Origin of the sequence: Brevibacillus sp. AG162, assembly GCF_006715575.1 — a bacterium.
Lineage (GTDB): Bacteria > Bacillota > Bacilli > Brevibacillales > Brevibacillaceae > Brevibacillus > Brevibacillus brevis.
This window is the reverse complement of record NZ_VFNO01000006.1, coordinates 76,691-94,973: the sequence shown is the minus strand read 5'-3', so window position 1 is coordinate 94,973 and position 18,283 is coordinate 76,691. Positions and strand designations below refer to the sequence as shown.

18 protein-coding genes are annotated in these 18,283 nt (G+C 45.4%); 11 read left to right on the top strand and 7 right to left on the bottom strand.

Annotated features, from left to right (window positions below; translation table 11 throughout):
- Positions 1–33: 33 nt before the first annotated feature.
- Complete coding sequence (locus FB479_RS19075; protein WP_142066489.1) at positions 34–1,356, bottom strand: esterase-like activity of phytase family protein; 1,323 nt, start codon at positions 1,354–1,356, stop codon at positions 34–36.
- Positions 1,357–1,573: 217 nt separating this feature from the next.
- On the opposite strand from FB479_RS19075, the gene trpB reads away from it, so the two are divergent.
- The 3 genes from trpB (at position 1,574) to FB479_RS19060 (ending at position 5,138) form a co-directional block, all read left to right on the top strand.
- Positions 1,574–2,740 carry a tryptophan synthase subunit beta gene (gene trpB, locus FB479_RS19070; RefSeq protein WP_142066354.1) on the top strand — a complete coding sequence of 389 codons (1,167 nt, stop codon included), beginning with the start codon at positions 1,574–1,576 and terminating at the stop codon, positions 2,738–2,740.
- Positions 2,741–2,927: 187 nt separating this feature from the next.
- Positions 2,928–3,866: a nucleoside hydrolase gene (locus tag FB479_RS19065; protein WP_142066488.1), complete on the top strand. Its 939-nt coding sequence runs from the start codon at positions 2,928–2,930 to the stop codon at positions 3,864–3,866.
- Between the two features lie 57 nt (positions 3,867–3,923).
- Complete coding sequence (locus FB479_RS19060; RefSeq protein ID WP_106652328.1) at positions 3,924–5,138, top strand: NupC/NupG family nucleoside CNT transporter; 1,215 nt, start codon at positions 3,924–3,926, stop codon at positions 5,136–5,138.
- 467 nt (positions 5,139–5,605) lie between these two features.
- Here the strand turns inward: FB479_RS19060 and FB479_RS19055 are convergent, their stop codons facing one another.
- The gene (locus FB479_RS19055; RefSeq protein WP_106652329.1) at positions 5,606–6,247 is read right to left on the bottom strand and encodes a hypothetical protein; all 642 of its coding nucleotides are present in this window, start codon (positions 6,245–6,247) and stop codon (positions 5,606–5,608) included.
- A gap of 285 nt (positions 6,248–6,532) precedes the next feature.
- Between FB479_RS19055 and FB479_RS19050 the strand changes: the two genes are divergently transcribed.
- Positions 6,533–7,111 (top strand): GNAT family N-acetyltransferase, encoded by a 579-nt coding sequence (locus tag FB479_RS19050; protein WP_142066353.1) that lies wholly within the window; start codon positions 6,533–6,535, stop codon positions 7,109–7,111.
- 231 nt (positions 7,112–7,342) lie between these two features.
- Complete coding sequence (locus FB479_RS19045; protein WP_142066352.1) at positions 7,343–7,849, top strand: hypothetical protein; 507 nt, start codon at positions 7,343–7,345, stop codon at positions 7,847–7,849.
- A gap of 92 nt (positions 7,850–7,941) precedes the next feature.
- Here the strand turns inward: FB479_RS19045 and FB479_RS19040 are convergent, their stop codons facing one another.
- Positions 7,942–8,337 carry a hypothetical protein gene (locus tag FB479_RS19040; RefSeq protein WP_106652332.1) on the bottom strand — a complete coding sequence of 132 codons (396 nt, stop codon included), beginning with the start codon at positions 8,335–8,337 and terminating at the stop codon, positions 7,942–7,944.
- Positions 8,338–8,559: 222 nt separating this feature from the next.
- On the opposite strand from FB479_RS19040, the gene FB479_RS19035 reads away from it, so the two are divergent.
- Positions 8,560–9,435 carry a radical SAM/SPASM domain-containing protein gene (locus FB479_RS19035; protein ID WP_106652333.1) on the top strand — a complete coding sequence of 292 codons (876 nt, stop codon included), beginning with the start codon at positions 8,560–8,562 and terminating at the stop codon, positions 9,433–9,435.
- Positions 9,436–9,523: 88 nt separating this feature from the next.
- Here the strand turns inward: FB479_RS19035 and FB479_RS19030 are convergent, their stop codons facing one another.
- From FB479_RS19030 to FB479_RS19015, 4 genes are all read right to left on the bottom strand, one after another.
- Positions 9,524–10,384 (bottom strand): copper amine oxidase N-terminal domain-containing protein, encoded by an 861-nt coding sequence (locus tag FB479_RS19030; RefSeq protein ID WP_142066351.1) that lies wholly within the window; start codon positions 10,382–10,384, stop codon positions 9,524–9,526.
- 163 nt (positions 10,385–10,547) lie between these two features.
- Positions 10,548–11,144: an MFS transporter gene (locus tag FB479_RS19025; protein ID WP_232030086.1), complete on the bottom strand. Its 597-nt coding sequence runs from the start codon at positions 11,142–11,144 to the stop codon at positions 10,548–10,550.
- Between the two features lie 104 nt (positions 11,145–11,248).
- The gene (locus FB479_RS19020) at positions 11,249–11,860 is read right to left on the bottom strand and encodes a TetR/AcrR family transcriptional regulator (protein WP_106652335.1); all 612 of its coding nucleotides are present in this window, start codon (positions 11,858–11,860) and stop codon (positions 11,249–11,251) included.
- Positions 11,861–12,006: 146 nt separating this feature from the next.
- Positions 12,007–12,792 carry a class I SAM-dependent methyltransferase gene (locus tag FB479_RS19015; RefSeq protein WP_142066350.1) on the bottom strand — a complete coding sequence of 262 codons (786 nt, stop codon included), beginning with the start codon at positions 12,790–12,792 and terminating at the stop codon, positions 12,007–12,009.
- A 268-nt stretch (positions 12,793–13,060) separates the two neighbouring features.
- On the opposite strand from FB479_RS19015, the gene FB479_RS19010 reads away from it, so the two are divergent.
- The 5 genes from FB479_RS19010 to FB479_RS18990 all read left to right on the top strand — a co-directional run bounded on the left by FB479_RS19010 (position 13,061) and on the right by FB479_RS18990 (position 18,240).
- Positions 13,061–13,762, top strand: coding sequence for a response regulator transcription factor (locus FB479_RS19010; RefSeq protein WP_142066349.1), 702 nt, complete (start codon positions 13,061–13,063; stop codon positions 13,760–13,762).
- A 16-nt stretch (positions 13,763–13,778) separates the two neighbouring features.
- The gene (locus FB479_RS19005) at positions 13,779–14,894 is read left to right on the top strand and encodes a sensor histidine kinase (protein WP_142066348.1); all 1,116 of its coding nucleotides are present in this window, start codon (positions 13,779–13,781) and stop codon (positions 14,892–14,894) included.
- A gap of 116 nt (positions 14,895–15,010) precedes the next feature.
- Positions 15,011–15,949, top strand: coding sequence for an ABC transporter ATP-binding protein (locus FB479_RS19000; protein ID WP_142066347.1), 939 nt, complete (start codon positions 15,011–15,013; stop codon positions 15,947–15,949).
- A 15-nt stretch (positions 15,950–15,964) separates the two neighbouring features.
- Positions 15,965–17,095, top strand: coding sequence for an ABC transporter permease (locus FB479_RS18995; protein ID WP_142066346.1), 1,131 nt, complete (start codon positions 15,965–15,967; stop codon positions 17,093–17,095).
- Entirely contained in the window at positions 17,092–18,240 is a 1,149-nt protein-coding gene (locus tag FB479_RS18990; RefSeq protein ID WP_142066345.1) for an ABC transporter permease, read from the top strand. The genes FB479_RS18995 and FB479_RS18990 overlap by 4 nt, the downstream gene beginning before the upstream one ends.
- The last annotated feature ends 43 nt before the right edge of the window (positions 18,241–18,283 follow it).

The following is an 18,283-nucleotide window of genomic DNA, read 5'->3' as shown; positions in this document are numbered from 1 at the left end:
TTTTTTGAAGCGCAGGACTTCTTCTTTTCCTTCTTATTTCAAATCCTTACCTACTTTAATCACATACATCTGCGTTGGATTGCTGTTGATTTTAATCTTACCCTTCTCGTCATAGCCATCTACGCCGAAATCATTGTCATTCACAATGGCAATCGTGTTTTTATCCACAATCGCCAAGCCTTCCAGCTTTTCATGCGGATAATTCAGCTTGGCTACATCCACCAGCAATTCCTTGGAAACAGGCACGATTCCTTGCTCTTTCACTTGGGCAACGGTGAGTTTTTCGAAGTCATGCTCACTTGTTGACGTACCGAGTAAATTGGTTGCTTTCGAAAAATCTGCTTTGTAAATACGCTTAAGCTGTACGTCTGCCCCGGCATTTTTGTCTCGCTCGTCAATCAGTAAAACATCCTGGCTGAGTGCGGCCAAGTCACTGATAACGACGTCTTTCTGTTTCACTTTCACGAAATCTTTCGCGTTCTCTGCGATGTACATGTACTCGCCTACGACTTTTTTGGTGGCGAGATCCATCTTTAAAATGCGCAAATTACGGGAAGATTCGCCTGTCTTTTTATCAGGGAGTGCCATCGGACTTTGAATGGAAGTGTACAAGAACTTGCCGTCTGGCGAGATGGTGATACCTTCAAAGCCACGGTTTGCAATGCGTTTGGAATAGACGGCTGGCAAAGTATCAAAAATCTCCATCTTTGCGCCCGCGGCAACCAAGGCTTCTTTGGTGCCCTTTGGCACATAGCGGCCCAGGATTGTGCCGTCACGTTTTACTTGGATGATGGATGGGCGGTATTCGTCGGACAACCAAAAAGTATCGTCGACTGGATTGTAAGTGATGCCTTCCAAATCCAAACCGTCTGGATCGTAACTAATCTTTTTTGTTCCCGTTACATCGTAGGGAACTTCATCAGGGCCAGCGAGATTCGGCAATCCGCTGATATCGTTCGTTTTCGTAAAAGCGTTGATCTTGCCCTGTGGCAAACGCAGTTTGATGGTTTCCAAAACGTGAATGTTTCCATTCTCCACTTTGATTTTGTACAAGCGTGGTGTGTAGTTTTGGTCAGGGAACGTACGTAGCTCGTCCTTGCCGTATTGCCCATTGGGTCCACGGTCAGCCAATGTATAAAAGATAGAAGGAGGGTCGTTAGGAAGATGCACCAGACCAGAGAAACCGCCTTCTTTAATACCTTCAGCGAGCGCAGGAGGATTTTTCCACTCATGAATTTCGGTTACAACGGGTGCTCCCGTTACATTTTGTGCTGCACCTGCTCCTTGTGTACCGATCAATGTTAGAGCCGCAATTGTTGCGATCAGAAAGCCTTTCTTTTGAAAGCGAATCTTCATCATACCCCTCCGAATGAAAAAACGACGTAGTGAACTGCTTTTGTTAGACTACCCGATCTATATTGGGGAAATATGAAGCTAAAATGATGGTTTTGTAAAACTTACCAAAAAACTAATGAATTCTGAATAATCATAAAACTAAATTGACACACTCTCTTTTGATCTTATAAAATGCAAGGAAGGATTGAGGACTAGCTATAGCTGAGGAGAGATGAGCATGTCGTTGACAGAACAGACTAAAAAGGGATATTTCGGGGAGTTCGGAGGAAGCTTTGTCCCTCCACAATTGCAGGAAGTGTTGGACTATTTGGCTGAACAATTCGAAAGGTATAAAGATGATGAGGAATTCATCGAAGAGTACAAGTATTATCTGAAAGAATATATAGGTCGGGAAAATCCGTTGACGTTTGCTCGTCATTTAACGGAAAAACTCGGCGGTGCCAAAATTTATCTAAAGCGGGAAGACTTAAACCATACCGGTGCCCACAAGATCAATAATGTCATCGGTCAAATCCTTCTGGCAAAGCGAATGGGTGCACATCGTATTATTGCCGAGACGGGTGCAGGACAGCATGGAGTTGCTACCGCGACTGTTTGCGCGATGTTTGGCATGGAATGCGTGATCTATATGGGAGCGGAGGATACGAAAAGGCAAGCCCTGAATGTGTTTCGAATGGAGCTTTTAGGCGCAAAAGTGGTAGCGGTGTCCAAAGGACAAGGAAGATTGAAGGATGCGGTTGATGAAGCGCTGAATGATTTGGTTCAAAACTATCAAAACACGTTCTATCTATTGGGATCTGCGGTTGGGCCGCATCCTTTCCCTACGATGGTAAAGTATTTCCAATCGATTATCAGTGAAGAATCCAAGCGACAAATCTTGGAGAAAGAAGGGCGTTTACCGGATGCGGTCATCGCTGCTGTTGGCGGCGGCAGTAACGCGATTGGGGCTTTTGCCCATTATATAGAGGAACCATCCGTACGTCTGATTGGTGTTGAGCCTGATCAGGCACCTACCTTGACCAAAGGAGTTCCAGCCGTCATCCATGGTTTTAAATGCCTCGTATTGCTGGATGAAAATGGGGAACCGCAAAAAACGTATTCGATTGCTGCGGGGTTGGACTACCCTGGTATTGGTCCAGAGCACAGCCAGCTAAAAGTAAGTGGACGAGCGGAATACTACATGGTGACGAATGAAGAAGTGTTGGCTGCTTTTCAAGAATTATCGAGAACAGAAGGAATCATTCCTGCCTTGGAAAGCGCACATGCCATTGCGTATGCCTTGCAGTTGGCTCCCACTCTTTCACCGGAGCAGATCCTGATTGTTAATCTTTCAGGACGGGGTGACAAAGACGTAGAACAAGTTTTCCATCTGTTAAACAAATAAAGGGGCATAGAGGCTGTCGCGAAAGTAGATTTTCTACTGGAGGATAGTCTCTTTTTCGTCCACAGCTTGTTCATAATGATTGTATATTTTTTAGTGAAACTTTAGTATTATTTTTTGAAGGGTTCCAAATAATAGTGGTTTACTTGTACTTCTTACAAGTTCATGTATGAGATTGGAGATAATAATGATGAAGAAAAACATTTACTTTAACCATGATGGCGGCGTTGATGATTTAATTTCTTTATTCTTGCTGCTCCAAATGGACAATGTGAATCTGACGGGGGTATCCGTCATTCCAGCGGATTGCTACTTGGAACCAGCGATGTTTGCCAGCCGGAAAATCATTGATCGTTTCGGTAACGGCGGTTTGGATGTAGCAGAGTCCAATTCCCGCGGGAAAAATCCTTTTCCAAAGGACTGGCGCATGCATGCATTTTATGTAGACGCACTGCCCTTGCTCAATGAAGCAGGAGAAGTGATTACGCCAGTAGCAGACAAACCTGCTCATCTTCACATGATTGAAACGCTGCGTGCAACGGAAGGAAAAACAACCTTGCTGTTTACCGGTCCTTTGACTGACCTTGCGCGTGCATTGGATATCGATCCGACCATCGAAGAAAAAGTAGAGCGCCTAGTGTGGATGGGCGGAACATTCCGCGAAGAAGGAAACGTGCATGAGCCTGAGCACGATGGAACCGCAGAGTGGAATGTATTCTGGGACCCGGAAGCGGCTGCTCGCGTATGGGAAAGCGGAATGGAGATTGATTTGGTCGCACTGGAGAGCACGAACCAGGTCCCACTGACACTGGATGTTCGTGAGCGCTGGGCAAAAGAGCGCAAGCATATCGGTGTCGATTTCTTGGGTCAATGCTATGCAATGGTGCCGCCGCTCGTACACTTCTCGACCAACTCGACTTACTACCTGTGGGATGTATTAACCACAGCATTTGTTGGCAATAGTGATCTTGTAAAGGTGCAAACGGTTAACAGCATCGTCATTACAGAAGGGGCAAGCCAAGGCCGGACTGTTGAGACGGCTGACGGACGCCCGGTACATGTGGTTTATGACGTAGATCGTGATGCATTCTTTGATTACATGACAGAATTAGCGAAAAAAGCGATCTAGAACAAAGCAAGTCATCTTAGATATCGACACAGCTGGCGATACAGAAAGGATATGTTCATGCAATACATTTGGGGAGTTCTCGGCATCCTGGGAATTTTAATCATAGCCATTGCGTTTTCGAAAAATCGCAGAGCGATTCATCCGAGGACGGTCATTGGTGCGTTTGCGATTCAGTTTATTTTTGCTTTAGTCGTACTGAAATGGGATTTTGGGAAAAAGCTTCTGGAGTACTTGGCGTCGATCGTTCAAAGCATCATCGATTCGACGAATGCCGGAATTCAGTTCTTGTTTGGCGGGATACTGGGTGCACAAAATGCAGGCTTTACGTTTGCCCTGCAAGTATTGCCGATCATTATTTTCTTCTCTTCCTTGATTTCGGTCCTGTATTATCTCGGAATCATGCAGTGGGCGACGAAAATTATTGGTGGATTTTTGTCTCGGGTGCTCAAAACGAGCGAAACGGAATCCATGTCAGCCTCTGCAAATATTTTCTTGGGTCCGATTGAGGCGCCACTTGTCGTAAAGCCTTATATTGAGAAAATGACCAAGTCCGAGCTGTTTGCTGTCATGACAGGCGGACTGGCGTGCGTTTCGGGTTCGGTTATCGGTGGGTATGCGATGCTTGGTGTTCCCATTGAGTATTTGCTGGCCGCAGCATTCATGGGAGCGCCAGGTGGTCTGTTGCTTGCGAAAATTATGATGCCGGAAACAGAACAGCCACACAGAGTGGAACATGTGGAAGTCATGAAAGATACGGAGTCTAGAAACGTTATTGATGCGGCTGCTCGCGGAGCTTCGGACGGGCTAAAAGTGGCTGCTGGTGTCGGTGCGCTGTTGCTCGCGTTTATCTCGTTGATTTTCTTGCTGAACTCGATTATTGGCTGGCTTGGCGGGTTAGTGGGAGTACAAGCGTTGACGCTTGAGCACATTTTAGGCTACCTATTCGCGCCGATTGCTTTTATGATCGGGGTTCCGTGGGAGGAAGCGCTAAAAGCCGGTTCTTTCATCGGGCAAAAGATTGTCCTCAACGAATTTGTCGCGTACACGGCTTTTGCACCTGAGATTGCGAATTTGTCGCAAAAAAGTGTTGTGATCATCAGCTTCGCCCTTTGCGGCTTTGCCAATCTGGCTGCGCTGGCTATGGTTATTGGCGGCTTGGGCGGCTTTGCTCCTTCAAGAAGATCAGACCTTGCGGAGATGGGCTTGCGCGCAGTAGTTGCGGCAACCTTGGCGAATCTTTTGAGTGCAGCGATTGCGGGGATGCTCATTTAGATGAATTAGTAGAAATAAGTACGAGGGCTGGAGTGATCCATGCCCTCGTTTTTTAGTGCGCCCAGGCGATAGCTTTAGGGTGTAAGTCCCGAACGCTTCGCTCCACTCAGGAGAATCCGGGTACATTGTAGCATGCATATTGTCACCAAGATCTTGTCCCCTATTTGTCTGTATGTATTACCGAGAGGAAGACGTAGTTTAACCAACGCTTCCAATGAGTAAGAGGACATATTTAAAACAGCCTTAGTCCGATAGAAATATGGACTAAGGCTGTTTAGTTGGTTCTTATTTGTGCTTTTCATTCTTTTTTTTCGTAATTAAATCCATTATAACGATCAAAGCAACTATAAAAATAGATTGCAATAGAGGTTTAACATAGCTGGATTGATCGTATATAAAGTAAGCTACTATCAAGTTGAGTACGAAGGTAATAAAGTATCCTAAAGTTTTAATCATCTCACCTCATCTCAGAACCAAGGGTCTAATATAGAAGATTTTCTTACATCTACTTCAAGATTACCACCAGTATAATTTGAGTTTTTTGTAACTCTTATTTCTTTTTTGATTTCATAGTCTCCAATAAAGTTCCCGTTCATATCAAATTTACCTGCCGACAATTCTCTGTAGGAGTATTTAATATAAAAATACAAGTCTTCTTTATCAGTGTTTATGAAATAATAGGCAGCGAATCCACCAGCAGCGGCTACACCAATTTTACGTGGATCTGGTACTCCTTTATTTTTTGCCCATTCAATAACGGCTGCTGCCAAAGCTGTTTTTGTTGCTGCGATGAATTTCTGTGAGGTTTTAATGTCATGCAATTTCATATGCACATAGGGAGTTGGATAAGAAACAGCAGCTTTAAGGCTGGGTTTGAACTCTGAGACAAGCAATTTATTGACTTTAGCTATAGATTCAGGTGATGTTTCGACTAACTTTAAATTACCATCTGCAATTTTAAAGTCAATATTGTTTTTCTTTAAGATACTGATAACTCTTTCATTGTGTATAGGTGTGGCTTTCTCATTGACTTCTGCCGCAGAAGCAAAAGGGACACTGAAAACTACCATTAAACAAATGGCAAGAAATAGGCTGTACAACTTTTTCATTTCAAGACCTCCACCTGTAATTTATTTACATTTTTATTATAAAAGGAAATATTAGGAAATGAAAGAGTTGATTGAAAATATTTCTGGCATTAATAGGTGGATTCACTTGACTTCGTTAATCCATGTTTTACAGATGGTACCTCTAACTGGATCATCGCATCATGGTTACCGATTCCTTGTTAAGGGGGGCTATGCGAGACATGACTATCGATTGGATCAGGAGGAAAAAGAGTCACTTTGGAAAAAGTAAGAAGTAAGGAATTCTCAAAAGATGGAGCTGAAATCATGAACGTTGACGTACTGTTTAACCAGTTTCCCATTTTAAAATCAGATCGTTTCACCTTGAAGAAAATCGAAGAGCAGCATGTGGACGAAGTATTTGAAATCTACAGTAATGACAACGTATTTGCATACTGCGGAATTATCCCCAAGCATAATAAAGCGACAGTGAAAAACATGATCGGGCATTTTGAGAGAGACTATTTGAAAAAATCCAGGATCAAATGGGGGATCTTCGCCAATGATAACCCCGATCACTTGCTTGGCATTATCGAAGCTTTCGACTTTCAGCAAAAGGTAAACATGGTGACAATTGGCTACTTCTTGTCCGAATCGCATTGGGGAAAAGGGATTGCGACGGAAGCGGTAAATATCTTGCTCCACTTTTTGTTCATGGCTGTCAACGTCAACAGAATACAGGCGGAAGTGATGCCTCCGAATGAGACCTCCAAGAAAGTATTGTTGAAGAATGGCTTTATGAAGGAAGGAACGCTCAGACAAGCAACGCTATGGTCGGGCAAAGGAATCGTGGATCTAGAGATTTACGGAATGCTAAAAGAGGACTACGAAAAAGCAAGTGGGTGAAAAATCGGATGAAATCCATAAACGACCTGCAAATGAACAACTGGCTATCTATGGAAGAAAAAAGAATGGCTCAAGTCCTTCGAAGGTTATAAAGGTCATGCCTTTACATGCAAAACCGTAGAGAGCTTTCCTTCAGGCAAACTGACTCTGGCAACTGGCATCTACAAGCTGGACGGCTGCGAGTTTGTATTCGTACCAGGCGGTAAAGTGAGATTGGGATGGAATCAGCTAGTGGAACAAGACGAATTCATTTTGTCTGCGATGCAGAGCGACCTTGAGATCGCTGGTTTTGAACAGGATGCCCTCTACTATCTTTCAAGCGTATTTTCGCCAGTAAGAGAAGTAGAGATTCCCCCGATGCTTGTGGAAAGAAATGTACAGCAAGTCGTCCATGCGGATGGGCGTTTGGTTAACTTCATGGAGGTTATCAAGGAGTTTGACCAGCAAGGCTTCTCGTTACTGACAGAGGATGAATGGGAGTACATATGTGGGGCAGGAACTAAGCGGATTTTCAGTGAACATCTTGATCAGGGTCTTTTAGAGGATATCGGTATGGAAAAACGGTATTACTATGACGCAGACTTGGAGAAACCGAATGGCTTTGGTGTGTATATCGCATACGATCCATATCTGTATGAGCTCGTAGATTCCCCGCTATACAAAAGGTGGAGATGGGGGAGCAGCTGCACATGGCGGATATTATATGTTGGGCGTGGTGCCGCTGTCTCCCCATTATAGAGATGAAGGAATTAAGGAGCTCGTTTGCAGCGATGGGAATTTTGATTGTGATGTCTATGCAAGGCGTGTAATAAAGATCGAGTAGAATGGAACTACGACTCTTCTTCGTCCTTTGCAAACATTTCTAATGTTGCTAGAAGAATATCTTTTTTATCTAGATAGTAATCAACATATGGAGAGCAAATAAGAGATTGTCCTTCAATCATCGTACAAAAATCTAAAGCGGGCACAGGGCGTTCCATTCCTAAGGCAGCGCCAAGTGTAGATAGTAAAGCTAATAAGCGAACGGGATTCCATTCAAACTGCAAATGATTGAGAAGTTGTTTGGCGCAGGATGCGTTTGCCGTATGTTCAGATGTATATATTTCTGGGAATCTTCCATTCATCAGGTATTCCTGTAAGAAGATACGGTAGTAGTTATTGGCTGCTTCATCAATATCATAGTACATTTTCCCAAAATCAGTGTAGATTTGGTTTTCACCTTTCATCCTTATCACTCCAATCATTCCAACTCGTACTGGATGAAGTTATTGTATCAGAAAACAAATCTCAGCCTTCACAATTCGTGAGTGGATAGGTTTGTTTTTTGCCGAATAGGAATTATTAGACAGAATCGCATATTGCTCTAATCTGAGCACTCCTATGTTACTATGTTTGTAGCAACAAACGACTGCCACAAATTCATAGGCATCGGGAATGGGGAAAACATCTTGAAAACCTTTAAGAAAGTCTATATAGAAATCACCAGTGTTTGCAATCTCGCCTGTACCTTTTGTCCGCCAACGGAGCGCAGTAAAAGTTTTATTAAAGTAGAAGACTTTGCGAAAAGGCTGGATGAGATCAAACCGCACACGGATTACATTTACCTGCACGTCAAAGGGGAACCGCTTCTCCATCCCAAAATTGATGAGCTGCTCGATATCAGTCATGAGAAAGGCTTCAAGGTCAACATCACCACAAATGGGACGCTGATCGCGAAAAATCGGCATAAATTGCTGGGCAAGCCTGCGCTCCGACAAATGAACTTCTCGCTTCACAGTTTTGACGGACATATCGGCTCAACCGACCGCGAAGGTTATTTGCGGGAAATTCTTTCCTTTGTTCGAGAAGCTCAGGAGCATCAAGTGATTTTTTCTTTCCGTCTGTGGAATTTGACACAGGATAACGCTACGAACATTCAAAAGAGTAGAAACCGCCAGACGCTCGAAGTGATTGAGAAAGAATTTGGGCTGGACTATCGAATTGAAGAAAAAGTAGTGCCGGGCAGCGGGGTAAAAATCGATGACCGTGTTTATTTGAACCAAGATTACGAATTCCAGTGGCCGAGTCTGACAGCGCCTGAGGATGATGGAAAAGGCTTTTGCCATGGACTGCGCACGCAAGCGGCGATCCTTGAAAATGGAACCGTTGTGCCGTGCTGTCTCGATGGGGAAGGGGTTATTAATCTAGGGAATATCAATCAGACCTCTTTCACTGATATTGTGGATGGCGAGCGGGCCAATAATCTGGTAGAAGGATTTTCTCGCAGGGAAGCTGTTGAGGAATTATGCAGAAGATGTGGATATCGCCAGCGGTTTGGAGCGTAACAAAGGCAAAACGTCTCTTGTTTTCAGACGAGCAAAGGTAGAACTTACGGCAAAAAGCCCTCATATAGCTGAGGGCTTTTTGCCTGTATTACTTTGCAGATGTATCGTCAGAGTCTGTATCTTGCTCGGATTCGTTAGAGGCTTGAATGTCGTCAATGATGACGATTTTGCCTTCTTCTTGCCATTTTACTTCCGCGCTCAGCTGTTCACTGATGAAGCGCAGAGGCAGGAATACACGGCCATTTTTTAGTACAGGTGCAGTGTCCAGAGAAATGGTTTTCCCGTCTACAGTTGCTTCTTTTTTATCGAGGTACAGCGTGATGGATTTTTCGCCACGCGTAATTTCAACGGTACGAGTCTCCGGCTTCCAGTTCACTTCCGCTTTCAATGCGGAGCTGATGGCACGTACAGGCACCAAAGCTCTTCCACCTTGTACAAACGGTGCTACGTCAGCTTGTACCTGTTGTCCATCCACGAATGCTTTCACTTCTGTTGAGCCTGTTTCCTCAAGGAGTTCTCCAAGCTTTTTGAATGGTGTATGATCTCCTTTTTGGTACGTGCGCTGAAGAAGCTCAAGCTGTACGTCCAAAGCTCCACGTTTGTCAGTGGTTTTTTCCAGTTCAGCTACCAGTTGCTCGTATTTCGCTTTTTGATCTTCTGTGATTTCAGCCGTATGCTTGAGCTCTTGGCGAAGCTCGATCAGCTGTTTTTTCAATTTTACGTCTTTGATGTTGGATTCTGTGCTAGCTTCGGTTGAGTCCTCATCGTCGCTATCTGTATCGGTATCAGATTCTTTGACAGAAGTTTCTTTTGATTTATCTTTTGCTTCCATCTTTACTTCGAGCTTGCCGTTCCCTTTTCCTTTTACTTCCAGGTCAGCCGCCAGAGCAGCAGGTACACTTGTTGCGAGTAGAATAGCAACCAACGAAGTAGATATCGCTTTTTTCATTTGAATCTTCCTCCTTCTAGGTGTAAGTCTCATGAACTCGACATTCAAGACGGAAGAAAATATGAATAGGTTGCATAGGTTTTGAGAAAATATTTTTATTTGTTCGAATGGATACCTTTCAGTGACATTCCTTCCAAATCCCGTATCTTTCTCACACGCCCGATCACAATTCCGAGAATGGCAACAAGTACGCCAGAGAGAACAAACGGAAAGCCAATCCCTCTGCCCGCTCCCGTTCCGATGATCTGCCCGACCGTTTGACCCAGCCATCAGCAAGTACGAGAGAGAAGGACAGCATGAGTACCTTGCTCTTTCCCATACCGAAAAGTCCGATCAAAAGACTGCTGACGAGCATGCCCGATGCAGATACAGAAAGGGCGATACCGAGCGTCTTGGAAAGAAGATAGCGGAAGGCTTCAGACATTTCGCAAAAAAAGCTTTGTCTGTCATGTTTCTGGGGAGTGGCATCCTGTTTCATAATTATCAGCACGGCGCCCACAGCAAGAGGGAAGGTCATCATATCGATGAGTAAGACGAGCTGGATATCAAAAGCACTGAGAAGAAACCCTGCAACCAGTGGAGAAATAAGATATTGAGCCGAACTTGCCAGTTGGATGAGCCCGCTTGCCTGTGAGTACCGCTCTTCCGAAACTAGATCGGAGACGGCTGCTTTAAAGGCTGGGCTTAGAATAGCGGCAGAGATCGAGCTGATGCCGACCCCCAAATAGATGTGCCATAATTCCATTCGACCGGACAGCATGACTAGAACTTCCGATCGCTGAAAACAGCTGCCCTGACCAAATGATCAGGAATCTGCGAAAGGCTTTATCATGAGCGTTCATTGTCTTTCTTCCCTTTCATCCATTACAAAAACGAGAAGGACCCCGGCGCAGCTCCCAGTGATCTTTCAATAATTACCTGCATGGCTTGTAGACGCTTTGTCTGTTCCTCTTGCTCCCAATGAAAAATGCCTGATTCCAACAAAAATTGCGAGCCAGCGAGGAGAAACTGAACGGTCTCCAAGGCATTCTCGACATGAAAGACAGCTTCTTTATTTCCTTGTTCAATGACTTGCGCAAGGACAGGGGCAATTTTTACGATAATGGCGATGTTCAGACGCTCGTGAAGCTCTCTGTTTTCAGGGCGATGCAAGCTTTCCATCCATTCGGCTTGCTTGTCGATGGGGTGGCTCTGGCTGCGCAGCATCTGGCGAACCTTCTCCATGACAGGTAAGGTAGAGTCATCTGCGATTTTTTTATATTCTTCGCAAAGTGTATCGACCATGGACTGGACAAATGCTTCGAGGATCTCTTCCTTCGATTTGAAGTAGTAATAAAAGGTTCCTTTCGCTACGCCCACTTTTTGAATGATTGCATCCACGGTTGTATGGACATAACCCTGATTTCGAAACAGCTCCCCGGCGGCTTCCAATATTTCTGCTCGCCGTGTTGTGGGGTCTTTCACGATTCTTTTCATCGGCGCCTCCTCCGATTGTCAGTAAGTGGTTGAATAAAGATTACCATATGACTGACCGTCAGTCTATCAGTGCGTGAAAGAAAAAGAGGAGGGAGAGCCTCCTCTATTCGGTAGTAGGAATTTATGAAGATAATGGCAAACGTTCGTTATAATTTCTCGGCGATAATCGTGAAGGTTTTCGGGATTCCTTTATCAAAAACTTCCGATGAAAGATTCGGGAGCTCTTCCAGCATTTTCAGGCACAGCCCTTTGCTTGCAATGGACGTAACAATTTCCCCTAATGTCCAATTGCGTAACAATACTTTTGATTCAGTGTCATTCATCCCGTTCGAAAGGAATTTGGAGAAAGCAATGTCCTTTTCCTCAAGCGAGGTATCGAAATAATCGCCTGTTACTTTATGTTTGCGGATATTAGCAGTCGTTCCGCGTGAGGAGATGAGTTTTGTGGATACCGGATGGAAATCTTGGAGGACGAGCACGCCGCCTTTTCGCAGGAGCGAGTTGACCACCTGGAATAATTCGGTTAAATCCAAAAAGTAATGAAGAATACCGAATTCCATAAAAACGAGATCATACTCACCAGACAATACATCTGGAGGTAACTGCAATACATCCGATACGATGTAAGTCAGGTCAACATCGGCAGCTGCAGCCAGTTCTTTGGCGTACTGCTCATTCTCATAAGAGAAATCGGCGATGGTCACGTCGGCACCTAGCAAGGCGAGTGCAACGGCTTTGTTTCCATTTGAACCGAGTAAATTGATAATCTTTTTGCCGCGAATATCCCCCATGTGCTCATATACTTTACCGATTCGCTTTTGGGGGGCTTCTTTAATTTTGACCGCTGCCTCAGCAGGTGTTCCAAAGCGTTTCAGCCACGCTTGATAAGCCCCAGTGTTCCAAGCCGATTTATTTAGTTGTGCTGTTTCCACAAATTCCCCTCCATAGAGTATTCCATTCAAAAAATTGGCCTCGGTATGTTGGTTACGAGGGCTTAGGTAATTTATCATACTGACACAGCGCATTCGTGTCTATACATTTTCGAAGTGTTAATTTTTCCATGCGTGACCTGAAAGTGAGGACGATTAGGGACGAGATTCTACAATTGTGAAGCAAAGCGGGACAGTGGTAATATTGGGAAAAATAGATACGTCCGCTCTTTATGCGGTCGAGGGTTTGTTCGACGGGAGGCAAGCTGTTTTGAAAATCAAAGTGTTGATCGCAGACGACAATTCGTTTATACGGGAAGGCATGAAAATCATCCTGACGAGCTTCGAGGAGTTTGAAGTAGTGGGGAGTGTAGAGGATGGGGTCGAAGCGGTGACGTTTTGTAAACAGAACGAGGTAGACATAGCACTCTTGGACGTTCGGATGCCGAACATGAATGGAGTGGAAGCAACTCGTGTGCTGACTGCCGAGACTACGGTCAAACCGCTCATTTTGACCACATTCGACGATGATGAATTTGTCCTCGAAGCCATTCAAGCTGGGGCACGCGGCTATTTATTGAAAAACAATGATCCCAACCGCATTCGAGATGCCATCAAGAGTGTCTATAACAACCATCATGTGCTGCAGGATGTCGTCCTGGATAAGATCAAAATGAACCTGAATGCAGGGAGTAACGCTGGGGATACTGTGTCCACTACTGCTCCTTCCAAAGCGACAGCAGCCATCCCTACCGAAAGCAAAATTGACCAAAGCTTATTTACGGAACGCGAGCTCGATGTCATGAAGCAGATCGCCAAAGGGCTATCGAACAAAGAAATCGCCAAGAAGCTGTTTATTTCCGAGGGAACAGTTGCGAATTACATTACTTCCATCTTGAATAAAACAGCGCTGGAACACCGTACGCAGATCGCCATCTATTATTTGACGGGCGAAACGAACATGTCTGATTGAAAGGAGGCCACCACCGATGGAGTTATGGACAATGGCTAATAAGGCAGCGGTGCTTGGATTTATCATCGTGACTTCTTTTCTTGCTCATCCCACTTCTGAAATTGACCCTTGGCAAATGCTTGTGTACTTGTTGTATTTGGCTATTAATCTCACTATTCTCATTGTGAAAAAGAGGAATCATAAGCAATTGTTTATGGGGATATCCATCGTGTTCGTGGTAGCAAGTACACTTGTGTTGGACCCGTTATTTGTGTTGCTCTTGCCAGTCCACATTTTGGAGCTCGCGTTCTTGGCGAATATGCAGAGGTTGGTCGTATTTGGATGTATGCTGTTGCCTTTATTCATTGTTTTACCTGAATGGATGCCCTTGTATTTACTGACGGCCTTTCTTAGCTATTTGCTGTATAGGAGTGGCAGCATGCTAACTGACAAGCTTCGCAGATTAGAGGCTGAACGGGAGAAGATGAGAGAGGATTTACAAAGCTTGACCCGCTCCTTGAACGAGAGCAGCGAATACTTCCGCCAGTCGACTTATACGATTCAACTGGAGGAGCGCAATCGCCTTTCTCAACAAATTCACGACGATGTAGGGCATGCGGTGGCAGGTGCGCTCATTCAGATGGAAGCGTCGCGACTGCTGATGGCGACTGATCAGGACAAGGCATCCGAGCTGCTTCGCAATGCGATCGCCATATCGAAGGAAGGGCTGGAGCGAATCAGAGTGACACTCAAGGATGTGAAGCCACGGCCAGAGGAGCTGGGGATCAATCGGCTCCGGTTGTTTGTTGATGAGCTGTCTGCGAGAGAGACAGTGACAGCCACGCTTACTTTTGATGGAGACATTGACGTCATTACACCGATTCAGTGGAAAATCATCCAGCAAAATGCAACGGAAGCGGTTACGAATGCACTCAAATATGCAAAGGCGACAGCGATTTCTCTAGAGGTACGGGTGCTGAACACTTTCATAAAAGCAGTGGTCACAGACAATGGGGCCGGCGCAGAAAAGGTTGTAAAAGGGCTTGGCATTCTCGGGATGGAGGAGAGAGCTGCTTCCGCTGGTGGAACAGTGATTGTAGACGGTACGCGAGGCTTTAGCGTGACCACACTGCTGCCTTATCGCAACGAATGAAAAAGATCATGAGAAACAACGTGAGAATTCTCATACCGGGGGATGAACTTATGCACTGACATAGGGGCATCCTTTTTTATTACAATGCAGACATAGTCACGAAGGGAGTGAGTCACGTGAGTCATGTATTGGAAATTCGTCAATTAACGAAAAAATTCGGTGATTTCGTCGCCGTCGACAATATGTCTCTGAACGTGCGTGAAGGAGAAATCTTTGGTTTCTTGGGGGCCAACGGAGCGGGAAAGAGCACGACCATCAACATGATCGCCTCCCTGTTGCGCGTAACAAAGGGCGAGATTACCTTGCTGGGAAAAAACATTGAGAAACACAGCAAATTCGCCAAAATGAACATCGGCATCGTGCCACAAGATATCGCCATCTACGAGGATATGACTGCCTATGAAAACGTGAGGTTTTTTGCTGGCTTGTACGGACTGCGTGGATCACTGCTTCGCGAACGGACGGAAGAGGCGCTTGAATTCGTAGGTCTCGGTGACAAATCGACTAGCTTTCCCAAAAACTTTTCTGGCGGGATGAAGCGTCGGTTAAACATCGCTTGCGCCATTGCCCATCGGCCGAAGCTGATCATCATGGACGAACCTACTGTCGGGATTGACCCTCATTCACGCAATTATATCTTGAATTCGGTACGCAAGCTGAACGACATGGGCTGCACGATCATCTATACGAGCCATTACATGGAGGAAGTCGAAGAAATCTGCACTCGCATTGCCATCGTTGACCATGGAAAAGTCATCGCAGAAGGATCGAAGGAGCAGTTAAAAGCGATTATTACTGACGCGAAGGAAATTTGGATTGGCGTCAGAGCAGATGAACCGTTAAACCTCGAAGCTCTAAAGGCGATTGCTGGTGTGGATGCGGTGCTTCAAGAAGAGAATACGATCAAAATCGTTTCCAAAACGGAGATCAACAACCTGAACCGAATCATTCAACAATTAATCAAGGATCAGGTAGAAATCCGCTCCGTTGAAGAGCAAGCGCCGAATCTGGAGACTGTGTTCTTGACCTTAACCGGTCGAAACTTGCGAGACTAGAGGAGGGGCTTTGCCATGGATATATGGAGTATCGCTGTAAAAGAAGTCAAGTCCAGCCTTCGCGAAAAGAGAACGTTTATGTTTATGCTAGCACTACCCATCATCTTGATGCTGATATTAGGTTCCGCCCTATCCAATGCATTCGATGACACGAGGACTGTGGATGACATGCGCCTGTTGTATAAAAGCAACTGGACGAACGCGCAAATATCGACGGGGTGGAACGCTTTTATAGAAACTATCGGAAAAAATGGAGTCGAGGTCGTTGAAGCGGAATCAGGCACAGACGGGCATGAGGAAATAAGAGCGAATCGCTATACGGGGTACGCAGTTGTCAGTGATGAAGGGATTGAGTTTTATGGAAGCAGTGAGAATGCGATCGGAAGCAATATCCTTGCCGGGATGCTAACTGCTTTTGCAGATCGCTACTCGCTCGCATCCGCAGCCTTTCAGGTAGACCCAGAGACTGCTGCGGCTACTCTTTCAGCTGCCGGACAAAACAATGAATTTATTCGCGAAACGACCTTGAATCCGAATAAAAAACCGGGCTCCATCGACTATTACGCGATGGCAATGACCACGATGATTGGGCTCTACGCGATGTTCAATGCCAGTTATTTATTCAGCGGAGAGCGAACGAAAAAAACGGCCATTCGATTAATGGCAGCGCCTGTAAGCAAAGGTGCCATTTTTACCGGAAAAGTGATCGGGTGTACGGTGATCAACCTGTTTTTCGTACTAGCTGTGTTCTTATTCAGCAAGTTCGTGTTCAAAGCGGATTGGGGCAGCCATTACGGGATGGTTATCCTGGTGCTTTTGACAGAGGTGCTGCTTGCGGTCAGCTTGGGCCTCGGTATTAGCTTTCTTTTCAAAGGCGAAGGGGTAAGGGCAATCAACAATATTTTTACGCAAGTCGCCTCCTTTGCAGGGGGTGCCTATTTTCCAATTGATCAATCGGATGGCTTCTTCAGCCTCCTGTCCAATCTTTCTCCCCTTCACTGGGTAAATACAGGTCTGCTGCAAATGATCTACACAGACAATCCGACAGGCGCATGGTTTGCGATTGCGATGAATGTGGGCATTGCCACGGCGTTCATCATCTTTTCTGTTATTACGATGCGCAGACGAGAGGGGGTTTTTGTATGAGTGAAATGGTATGGCTAATTCGGAAAACGCTGATGGAGACGTTTCGCAGCAAAAAAAGCTGGTTCACTTATTTGGGGTTGCCGATCGCAGGGGTTCTGCTGTCTCTTACCATCTACAGCAATGCAGGCAGCGGCACGATCCATGTAGGAATCATCAATCAGGATGGGGACCAGGTGATCACGCAGGATTCGATCCGGTTTATCGAGAGATTGAATCATGTTGAGGTCACAGTTATCGACGAACAGACAATGCGTGAACAAATCGTTTCTGGTGAACTGGATAGCGGAATTGTTTTCGAGCCAGGTTTTGCTGCCAGCGTTCGGGAAGGGGCGCCAGCGCACTTGAATATTGTATCCGTAAAGGGTGAGCAGGTTACTGCCTACGTGAAGGCCATGCTGCACAGTTATATCGGCAATCTTGCCGCGATTGGAAAAGCGGCACAGGCGGATGAGGCAAAGTTCACGAAGCTGTATGAGGCATACCACGAGCAAAGCTACAAGCTCAGTACGGTAACGCTTCAAAACAACTCAAACGTGACGCGGATGACGAATCAATCGATTGGATTCCTTATTATGTTCATGATGTTTTCAGCGGTGGACATGTCAGAGATCATTTTAAAAGAAAAAGGGAATCGCACCTTTTTGCGACTCCTTTCTTCGCCGATGTCGGCCAGATCCTATGTATTCTCGAATATTATCGTCAGCATGTTGATTTTGCTGCTGCAAATCTTCGTGACCTTGCTCGTCATGAAAACCGTCTTCGGCATAGATGCAGGCGTCTCGTATAGTCAAATGATTCTGCCGTTGTTCGTGTTCGCGCTAGGGGCTATCGCCCTGTCCCTGATGATCGTTGCCTTTGCGAAGAGTAGAGCAGGTGCCGGAGCGATTTCCAACCTGATCATTGTACCGACGTGCCTTCTGGCCGGCTGCTTCTTTCCAATGGAAATCATGCCGGACACTGTGCGCAAAATTTCAACATTCTTGCCTCAGCATTGGTTGCTCGATACGGTGAATAAGCTGCAACAAGGGCATAGTCTGGGGAGCTTGTATTTGAACATGGCCATTTTGCTCGCATTCGCTACGGTTATTGCCTTGATCGCCATTTATCGGTTTGGGCGAAATAACGATAGTAGACAGTTTGTGTGAGAAAAATAGGACTGTGGAACTGCAATTTGACAAGGGATAATCC